At 72.4% G+C, this 6,902-nt stretch carries 4 protein-coding genes; 3 read left to right on the top strand and 1 reads right to left on the bottom strand.

The genetic code is table 11. The annotated features are described in order from the left end of the window. The 3 genes from ABT324_RS17205 to ABT324_RS17195 all read left to right on the top strand — a co-directional run. A partial coding sequence (locus tag ABT324_RS17205) for a type I polyketide synthase (protein ID WP_351177826.1) occupies positions 1 to 3,661 on the top strand: 3,661 nt, incomplete at its 5' end. Beyond that, on the top strand, positions 3,654 to 4,112 hold the full coding sequence (locus ABT324_RS17200) for a nuclear transport factor 2 family protein (protein WP_351177823.1): 459 nt from the start codon (positions 3,654 to 3,656) through the stop codon (positions 4,110 to 4,112). The genes ABT324_RS17205 and ABT324_RS17200, both read left to right, overlap by 8 nt. Positions 4,113 to 4,271: 159 nt before the next feature. Next, positions 4,272 to 5,633 carry an acyltransferase domain-containing protein gene (locus ABT324_RS17195; RefSeq protein ID WP_351177820.1) on the top strand — a complete coding sequence of 454 codons (1,362 nt, stop codon included), beginning with the start codon at positions 4,272 to 4,274 and terminating at the stop codon, positions 5,631 to 5,633. A gap of 49 nt (positions 5,634 to 5,682) precedes the next feature. Here the strand turns inward: ABT324_RS17195 and ABT324_RS17190 are convergent, their stop codons facing one another. Beyond that, positions 5,683 to 6,879 carry a cytochrome P450 gene (locus ABT324_RS17190; protein WP_351177817.1) on the bottom strand — a complete coding sequence of 399 codons (1,197 nt, stop codon included), beginning with the start codon at positions 6,877 to 6,879 and terminating at the stop codon, positions 5,683 to 5,685. Between the last annotated feature and the right edge of the window lie 23 nt (positions 6,880 to 6,902).

Here is a 6,902-nt window from a genome sequence, read left to right as displayed (position 1 = left end):
ACACCACGCCCGACACACCGTCCGATTCGCCGACGCCATCACCACCACGCACAACTCCTCCACCTACCTCGAAATCGGCCCCAACGCCTCACTCATCCCCCACCTACCCACCGGCGCAGTCCCCAGTCAGCGCGCCAAACAACCCGAAACCAACGCCATCAACACCGCCCTCGCCCACCTCGTCACCACCGGCACCAACCCCGACTGGCACGCCTACTTCGACGGGACCGGTGCCCGCCCCACCTCGCTGCCGACCTACCCGTTCCAGCACCAGCACTTCTGGCTCGACCACCGCGCCCCCCGCTCGGCGGACCTGGACACCGCTGGTCTCGAACGCGCCGACCACGCACTGCTGGCAGCGGCGGTCACCGACCCGGAGTCGGGTGCGCTCGTGCTCTCCGGCCAGATCAGCACCGGCACCCACCCGTGGCTCGCGGACCACGCGGTGGGCGACCGCGTCGTGCTACCGGGAACGGCGCACGTCGACCTCGTCCTGCACGCTGGAGCCACGTGCGGGCTCACGGCCCTGGACGACTTGACCGTCGACGCACCGCTCGTGCTCCCTGCCGAGTCCCCGCTGGACATCCGGCTGAGCGTCGAGCCGCCGGACTCAACCGGCCGCCGGGCCGTTCGCGTGCACAGCCGCGAGCCGGGTTCGGAGCACGACTGGACCCGGCACGCCACTGCCGCGCTCGCCGCCCCGGAAGAGACCGCACCGGCCGCGGTCACGACGTGGCCGCCGCAGGATGCGGAGCCGCTGGACCTCGCCGAGGTCTACGACCAGCTGGCGGACCGGGGGCTGCACTACGGCCCCGCGTTCCGCGGGCTGCGCTCCGCCTGGCGCCGCCCGGGCGAGGTCTTCGCCGAGGTGGCCCTGCCCGCGGGAACCGACGTGGCAGGTCACGTCATCCACCCCGCCCTGCTGGACGCGGCCCTGCACGCCATCGGCGTCGGCGACCTCGTGGACACCTCCGGCTCGGCGCCGAGCCTGCCGTTCGCGTGGCGCGGTGTCCAGATCAACGACCCTGCTCCGACCGCACTGCACGTCCACCTGAAGGCGGTGCGCGACGACACCGTCTCCCTCGAACTCTCCGATGAGGACGGACGCGCCGTCGGCGGTGTCGAGGCGTTGACGTTGCGCCACATGCCCGTCGAGCACGGTCAGAGCGGCGCCCCGAGGGCGCTGCTCGGGGTGCGGTGGCAGGACCTGCCGTCGACGCGGGTGCCGGACGCATCGTGGTTCGCCGTGCTCGGCGACCCCGATCCTTGGTTGACCTCGGCGCTCCGGGACAGCGGCGCACACCAGGAGACCTACTCCGACCTGGCCGGGCTCGACGCCGTGGCGTCGGCTTCCGGTACCGTCCCGGACGCGGTGTTCCTGACCGCTGCCGCACCGGAGGGCACCGACGTGCCCACCGCCGCCACCGAGATCACCTCCCGGGTCCTCGCGTCCCTGCGAACCTGGCTCGCCAACCAGCGGTTCGCGGCGACGCGGCTGGTCGTGCTGGCCAAGGGCGCGACGACCGACCTGGTCCTGGCTCCGCTCGCGGGTCTCGTGCGGGCCGCAGCGGCCGAGCACCCCGGCCGCATCGCGCTGATCGATGTCCACCCCGGCGAGGCACCTCCGGGTTGGCGCGCGCTCGCGTCGGTGCTCGCCTCCGGCGAACCGCACGCGGTGATCCGCGGGGACGGCACCTCCGTGCCCCGCGTCGCGCCGGTCACCGGACCTGCGTCGACCGCCGTCGACCTGGCCCAGGGCACCGCGCTCGTCACCGGCGCGTCCGGCGCGCTGGGAACCCTGATCGCACGGCACCTGGTCACCGCGCACGGTGTTCGAGACCTGCTGTTGGTCAGCCGCCGCGGCGGCATGGCGGAGCTCAGGGCGGAGCTGGCGGACTTGGGGGCGCGCGTCGAAGTCGTCGCGTGCGACGTCACCGACCGGGACCAGGTCGCCGCGCTGCTCGCGGAGCACCCGGTCCGCACCGTCGTGCACGCCGCCGGTGTGCTGGACGATGGTGTGGTCGAATCGCTCACCCCCGAGCAGCTCACGCGCGTGTTGCGCCCGAAGGTGGACGCGGCTTGGCACCTGCACGAGCTCGCCGGTGATCTCACGGCGTTCGTGCTGTTCTCCTCGGCGGCGGGCACCCTCGGTTCCGCGGGGCAGGCCGCGTACGCAGCGGGCAACACCTTCCTCGACGCGCTCGCCGCGCACCGCGCGGCCCAGGGCCTCCCGGCCACCTCCCTGGCCTGGGGTCCGTGGGCCACCGAAGACGGTATGGCTGCCGACCTGCGTCGGCTCGCCCGAGGCGGGATAGCGCCACTGGCACCGGAGGCCGGTCTGGAACTGTTCGATACGGCACTGTCCAGGCCAGAACCCCTGCTCGTCCCGATCGACGTCGACCTGTCCGCGCTGCGGGCCGCAGCCGCGCGGGAACCCCTCCCGCCGATCTGGCACGCCATGGTCCGCCCCTCGCGCGCGAGCAGTGGCGGCGGGCAGCAGGACCTGCCCGCCAAGCTGGGCGAGCTGTCCGGTGGCGAACGCGAGCAGGTGCTGCTCGACCTCGTCCGCCGCGAGGTGGCGGCCGTGCTCAACCACGCCTCGCCGGAGGACCTGGGCGGCGACCGGGCCTTCACCGAACTCGGCTTCGACTCGCTGATGGCCGTCGACCTGCGCAACCGGCTGGAGCGGGCCACCGAGTTGCGGCTCCCCGCGACCGTGGTGTTCGAGCACCCGACACCACCCGCGCTGACCCGGTTCCTGTGCGACGAGCTGGCGGACACCGCGGCGCCGCCACCCGCTGCTGCGGAGGACACCCTGGGGGCGCTGTTCCGCCAAGCCTGCGCCGAGGACCGGATCGACGAAGGCATGGAGCTGGTCCGCATGGCGGCTCGGTTCCGCCCCGTCTTCGGCACCCCGGCCGAGCTCGACCGGGTCCCGAAACCGGTGCCGCTGGCCAGAGGGCCGCGTGAGCCGCTGCTGCTCTGCTTCCCCGCTGTGGTGGCGATGTCCGGGGCGCACCAGTACGCGCGGTTCGCCTCCGCCCTCCGCGACCGCCGCTCGACACTGGTGCTGCCCGAGCCGGGTTTCCTCCCCGGGGAACAACTTCCGGGCAGTGTGGAGGCACTCGTCGAAGTACAGGCGCAGGCAGTGCTCGACAACGCGGCGGGCGCCCCTTACGCCCTGCTGGGCTACTCGTCGGGCGGGTGGATCGCACATGCCGTCGCCACCCGGCTGGAGCAGCGGGGCCTGCCGCCGAGCGCCGTGGTGCTCGTGGACACCTACCTGCCCCGGGAGATGAATCCCAGGCTGAGCTCGGCGTTCACCAACGGCCTGTTCGCGCGGCGCAGCGAGTTCGTCTCCTCCGACCACGTCTCGCTGACCGCGATGGGCGGCTACTTCGAGCTGTTCGGCGACTGGGAGCCGCAGCAGACCGACGTGCCCACGCTGTTCGTCCGCGCGGGCGACGCCCTGCCCGACGCGGAGGGGGCACCGCTGGCCGACGCCGACTGGGGTCCGAACTGGCCGCAGTGCGACGCCAGGCCAGAGGCAGTGGGCGACCACTTCACGATCGTGGAGGAGCACGCCGAGGCCACCGCGAACCTGGTGGACGGGTGGCTCACCGAACTCCGAGGAGAGAAGGAGATCAACGAAGATGACTGAGATCACGCCCGAACTGGTCGCTGCCGCGTACGAGTCGGTGACCGCCGGAGACCGCGACAAGGCGGCGCAGTACTGGTCGGAGGACCTGCGCTTCCTCGCGCCGGGCAGCCACGCGCACGCGGGCTGGCGGGTCGGCATCGACGACTTCCTCGACTACGTGCAGGGCATGCTGGAGGCATCCGGCGGCACGTGGAGCATGGAGCTGATCTCCTTGCTCATCAACAACGAGGACGGCTACTCGATCGACGCCAACAAGATCCACGCCGTTCGCAAGGGCGCGCCGGAGGGCAGCACCTCCCCGTTCGACGTGCTCGACATCTCCGGCGTGCAGATGCTCAAGTGGGAGAACGGCAAGGTCGTCGAAGGCCGCGGCGGGATCTTCGGCGACGGGGCGACGAACTACACCCAGTGGTGGTCCCCCCTCAGCGGAGACGGCGAGCGCCGCTACTGACCCCCGGCGAGCGGTGCGATCGCCGCACCGAACCCCGCGGCGATCGCACCCCCGCAGGTTCGACCGGCGTGGCGTGGACAGCCTGCGCGATCGGCTCCTCGGCAGCATTTCCCTTGCTATTCTGTGGATTGCGTTGATCCGCACATTCGTGGAGGTAGCATGTTCGTGCCCATGCCAGGGGCTGATCCGGGTCCGGTGGCGCTGGAGGAACCGCAGCTGTTCCCGCTCTCAGCGAACTCGCTGGCGGAGCTGCGCGGGCTGATCCACGACCGGCTGGCAGTCATCGACGCGGGCCACGAGCTGCCGCCACTGCAGGAGTTCTGCCGACGGGCTGCTACCGAGCACCCGCACCGCGCCGTGCGCACCGGTTTCGTCGCCGGTTCCTACCCGGCGTTGGCCGACTTCCTGCGCCAGGCCGGGGCGGACGACGCCGAGGCGGACCCGGCGCCAGCTGCGCGCGAAATCGTCCTTGTGTTCTCCGGCCAGGGATCGCAGTGGACCGGCATGGGGAAGCAGCTGGCGCGGCGGTACCCGGTGTTCCGGGCCGCGCTGCGGGACTGCGACCGGGCGATCCGGGAGCACGCCGGTTTCTCCGTGCTGGAGCAGTTGGATTCGCCGGGTGGGCCCCGCCTGCACGCCACCGAGGTCCTGCAGCCCACCGTGCTGGCGATGCAGGTCGCGCTGGCCGCACTCTGGCGTTCCTGGGGCGTGGAACCCGACGCCGTGGTGGGCCACAGCATGGGTGAAGTCGCCGCCGCGCACGTCGCCGGGGCGTTGACGCTGGACGATGCGGCGCGGATAGCCGTGCGCCGCAGCGCCCTGCTGCAGCGCCTGACCGGCCGGGGTTCGCTGCTGGTGACCGAGCTGGGCCCCGCGGACGCCGCCGCGGTCGCCGACGGCAGCGAGGGCCGGATCAGCATCGCCGCGCAGAACAGTCCACAGTCCACAGTGCTGGCCGGTGACACCGACGCGCTCGCCCGGCTCGTGGGGACGCTGGAGCAGCAGGACATCTACTGCAAACTCGTCCGGGACACCGTTGCTTCGCACAGCGCGCAGGTCGACGAGCTCCGCGAGGACCTGCACCGCGCGCTGGCGGACCTGCGGCCGATGCCCGCCGCGCTGCCCATGTACTCCACTGTGGAGGCGGCGCCCGTCCAGGGCACGGACCTGACCGCGGAGTACTGGGTGCGCAACCTCCGGCAGCCGGTGCGCTTCGCCGAAGCGGTGCACCGGTTGCGCGCGGACGGGCACGGCATCTTCCTGGAGATCAGTCCGCACCCCGTGCTGCTGAGCTCCATCCGGCAGTGCCTCGCCCACCACCACCTCGACGGGCGGGCGCTGCCGTCCGGGCGCCGGGGAGCCGAGGACGAAGCCATGCTGACCTCCGCGGCCGAGCTCTACGCGCTGGGCTTCGACCTCACCTGGTCCGCGATCCACGGCAACCGGCCGACCCCCCGTCCGAAGGCACAGCTGACCGCTTACCGGGCGGCACTGCTGGAGGCCGTCACGATGGCCCGGTGACGCAACCGCCCGTGCGCCCTGCGGGCAGGGCACACGGGCGGCCGGGCCCTTACCAGGTCACCGGGAGGCTGCGCACGCCGTAGATGATCATGTCGTGGCGCATCTCGACCTCCTCCGGCGGCACCGCCAACCGCAGCGTGGGGAACCGCCGCAGCAGCGCGCCGAAACCGACGCGGAGCTCGATGCGGGCCAGCTGCGCGCCGACGCACTGGTGAACACCGTGCCCGAACGCCAGGTGCCCGGTGGCCCGGCGGGACACGTCCAGGACGTCGGGGTCCGGGAACTGGGCGGGGTCCCGGTTGGCCGCGGCCAGCGACAACGTCACCACGTCACCGAACTTGATCGACTCGCCGTGGAACTCGAAGTCCGCCAGCGCCGCCCGGATCGACCCGACGTGCGGGACGGTCAGGTAGCGCAGCAGCTCCTCCACCGCACCGTCGAGCAGCGCCGGATCGGCCTGCAGCTCGGCCAGCTCCGCCGGGTTCTGCAGCAGGGCGTGGGCGCCCAGCGCGAGCATGTTGGCGCTGGTGTCGTGACCAGCCATGATGAGCAGCGTGCCGACGGTGATGAGTTCCTGGTCGGTCAGCTCGCCGTCGGCGACCAGCGTGCTCAGCAAGTCCTCGGCCGGTGCCGAGCGCTTGATCTCCACCAGTTCCAGCAGCAGCGCGCGCATCGCCTCCCACCCGGCCACCACCTGCTCGGCGTCGGCGCCCATCGTGAAGACGACCTCGGTCGCCTCCAGGAAGCGGTGCTGCTGCTCGGCGGGCACCCCGAGCAGCTCCGAGATGACGCGGAGGGAAACCGGGACCGCGAACGCCGACACCAGGTCGACCGGCCCGCCGCCATCCTGCATGCGGTCCAGGTGCTCCTCGACGACCTGCGTGATCCGGGGCTCCAGCAGGCGCATCCGGCGCACGGTGAACCCGCCCGCGAGCTTGCGCCGGTAGCGGGTGTGCTCCGGTGGGTCCATGGCGGTGAACATGCCCGGCGGGATCTCCGAGTGCGGCTGGGCCATCGCCAGCGGGACCGGCGCGCGCAGCAGGTCACCGCGCGAGCCGAACCGCGGGTCCGCGAGCACCTCGCGGGCGAGGGCGTGCCCAGTCACCAACCAGCCGACGTGGCCGTCCGGGTAGCGCATCCGCGTCAGCGGCCGTTCCTCGCGCAGCTGCCCGAGCCCGTCTGGCGGGTCGAACGGGCAACTGCGGGTGGTGGGGTGCACGACCGCTTCCGGCACGGTGTCCGTCATTCTCAGCTCCTCCAGTTCAGGGG

This window comes from Saccharopolyspora sp. NPDC000359 (genome assembly GCF_040300525.1).
Taxonomy (GTDB): domain Bacteria; phylum Actinomycetota; class Actinomycetes; order Mycobacteriales; family Pseudonocardiaceae; genus Saccharopolyspora.
This window is presented reverse-complemented; position numbering and strand designations above follow the sequence as displayed.